Here is a 2,616-nt window from a genome sequence, read left to right as displayed (position 1 = left end):
CACGCCCGAGTGCGCTGCTGGCCAGGCTGCCCGAGGTACAGGCCGCCGTCGCCGACGCCGAGCCCGGCCCACTCGATGATTCAGGGCTGGCCACTGAGTTGCGGGCGTTGACCGGTCCGCAGCGCCAGCAGAAGGTGCTCGAGCTGATACGTACCCACGCGGCTACAGCCCTTGGTCACGACAGTGCCCAGGCGATCGCACCTGATCGGGCGTTCCGCGAGCTCGGCTTCGACTCGTTGACCGCGGTGGAGCTGCGTAACCGGCTGGCGACCGCGACCGGGCTGCCGTTGCCGGCCACGCTGGTCTTCGACCATCCGACACCGGCCGCCCTGGCCGACCATCTCCGGGCCCAGCTGTGGCCGGCCGAGCCGGCCGAGGCACCGGCCGTCGCCGAGCTCGACCGGTTGGAGCGCGCGCTCGCCGAACCGGCCGTGGACGCGGACACGCGCGCCCAGCTCGCCTGGCGCCTCCAGGCGCTGGTCGCCCGGCTCACCACGCCGCTGCCCGCAGAGTCGACCGCCGGGCCCGACACCGACCTGGACGAGGTCACCGACGACGAGCTGTTCGAACTTGTCGACAACGAGCTCGGCTCGGCCTGAACGCCCGTACCCGCTCCGGAGGGACACCCGTGACCAACGACGACAAGCTGCGCGAGTACCTCAAGCGGACCGTAGCCGAGCTGCGCCAGGCTAACCGCCGGGTACAGGCACTGGAGGCCGCCAGCGCCGAGCCGGTGGCGATTGTGGGGATGGGGTGTCGGTATCCGGGTGGGGTGGGTGACCCGGAGGGGTTTTGGCAGTTGCTGGTCGAGGGTGTTGACGCGGTGGGTGGGTTCCCCGTGGATCGGGGTTGGGATGTCGGGTCGTTGTATGACCCGGATCCGGCGCGGTCGGGGACCAGTTATGCCCGGGAGGGTGGGTTCCTGACTGGTGCGGCGTTGTTCGACGCGGGGTTCTTCGGGATCAGTCCGCGGGAGGCTGTGGCGATGGATCCGCAGCAGCGGCTGTTGTTGGAGGTTTCCTGGGAGGCGTTGGAGCGGGCCGGGATCGACCCGTCCGGGCTACGCGGGTCGGACACCGGCGTGTATGTGGGCACCAACGGGCAGGACTACATCTCGATGATCGCCGACGCGCAGACCGGGAGCGAGGGACACCTCCTTACCGGGAACGCTGCGAGTGTCATGTCGGGGCGGGTGGCTTACACCTTGGGCCTGGAGGGCCCGGCGGTGTCGGTGGACACGGCGTGTTCGTCGTCGTTGGTGGCGGTGCATCTGGCGGCGCAGGCGTTGCGGTCGGGTGAGTGTTCGATGGCCCTGGCCGGCGGTGTAGCGGTGATGGCCACTCCGGGAGCGTTTGTGGAGTTTTCCCGGCAGGGTGGGTTGGCTGCCGATGGGCGGTGTAAACCGTTCGCGGACGCGGCCGACGGCACTGGTTGGGGTGAGGGCGTCGGGATTTTGGTGTTGGAGCGGTTGTCGGATGCCCGCCGGCGGGGGCATCAGGTGTTGGCGGTGCTGCGGGGCAGCGCGGTCAATCAGGACGGCGCCTCCAACGGGTTGAGTGCCCCGAACGGGCCGTCGCAGCAGCGGGTGATCCGTCAGGCCCTGGCCAACGCGCGGCTGACGCCGGGCGAGGTGGATGTGGTGGAGGCGCACGGCACGGGCACCACGTTGGGTGATCCGATCGAGGCGCAGGCGTTGATCGCCGTTTATGGCCAGGACCGCCCGGCGGAACAGCCGTTGCGGTTGGGGTCGGTGAAGTCGAACATCGGCCACACTCAGGCGGCCGCGGGGGTCGCCGGGATCATCAAGATGGTGCTGGCGATGCGGCATGGGTTGATGCCCAGGACGCTGCACGTGGACGCCCCGTCATCACATGTGGACTGGTCGGCTGGATCGGTGCGACTGCTGACCGAGGCCACACCATGGCCGGGCAACGGCCGGCCACGACGGGCCGGGGTGTCTTCGTTCGGGATCAGTGGCACCAACGCCCACCTCATCCTGGAAGAGGCCGAACCGCTCCAGATCCTGGAAGAGGCCGAACCGTTCGAGTCGTCGCAGGACACACCGGCCGACCCGGCGGGCTCGGGCCAGCAGTCGCCGGTACTACCGGGCGGGGTGGTGCCGTGGTTGCTGTCGGCTAAGACCGAGGTGGCGTTGCGGGCGCAGGCGCAGCGGCTGGCCGGGTTCGTGGCCGACCGGCCCGAGGTCGGGCCGGTTACGGTGGGGCGGGCGTTGGTGGATAGCCGGGCGACGGGGTTCACCCACCGGGGTGTGGTGCTCGGCCAGCATCGGTCGGCGTTGATGGGCGGGCTGCAGGCGCTGGCTGCGGGTGATCAGGCACCGGGGGTGGTTACCGGGATCGTCGGGTCCGGTCGGCTGGCGGCGGTGTTTTCCGGGCAGGGTAGCCAGCGGCTCGGGATGGGCCAGGGCCTGTATGAGGCGTATCCGGTATTCGCTGAGGCGTTCGATCAGGTCTGCGCATACTTCGACCAACATCTCGAGCGGCCGTTGCGGGAGGTGGTTGCGGGCGAGCCGCAGCTGCTGGACCAGACGATGTACACCCAGGCAGGGCTGTTCGCGGTGCAGGTGGCGTTGTACCGGTTGGTCGGCTCGTGGGG

At 69.8% G+C, this 2,616-nt stretch carries 2 protein-coding genes; both read left to right on the top strand.

Going from position 1 to position 2,616, the window contains the following annotated elements; genetic code table 11:
• Positions 1 to 599 (top strand): phosphopantetheine-binding protein (locus AB0G13_RS34505; protein ID WP_357883843.1); only part of this gene is annotated, 599 nt, incomplete at its 5' end.
• Between the two features lie 29 nt (positions 600 to 628).
• A partial coding sequence (locus AB0G13_RS34500) for a type I polyketide synthase (protein WP_357883840.1) occupies positions 629 to 2,616 on the top strand: 1,988 nt, incomplete at its 3' end.

The sequence above is a fragment of the Micromonospora sp. NPDC023633 genome (assembly GCF_040640035.1).
In the GTDB taxonomy this organism is placed as follows: domain Bacteria; phylum Actinomycetota; class Actinomycetes; order Mycobacteriales; family Micromonosporaceae; genus Micromonospora.
Note: the sequence above shows the minus strand (reverse complement) of the source record. Positions and strands in the feature narration are given on the sequence as shown.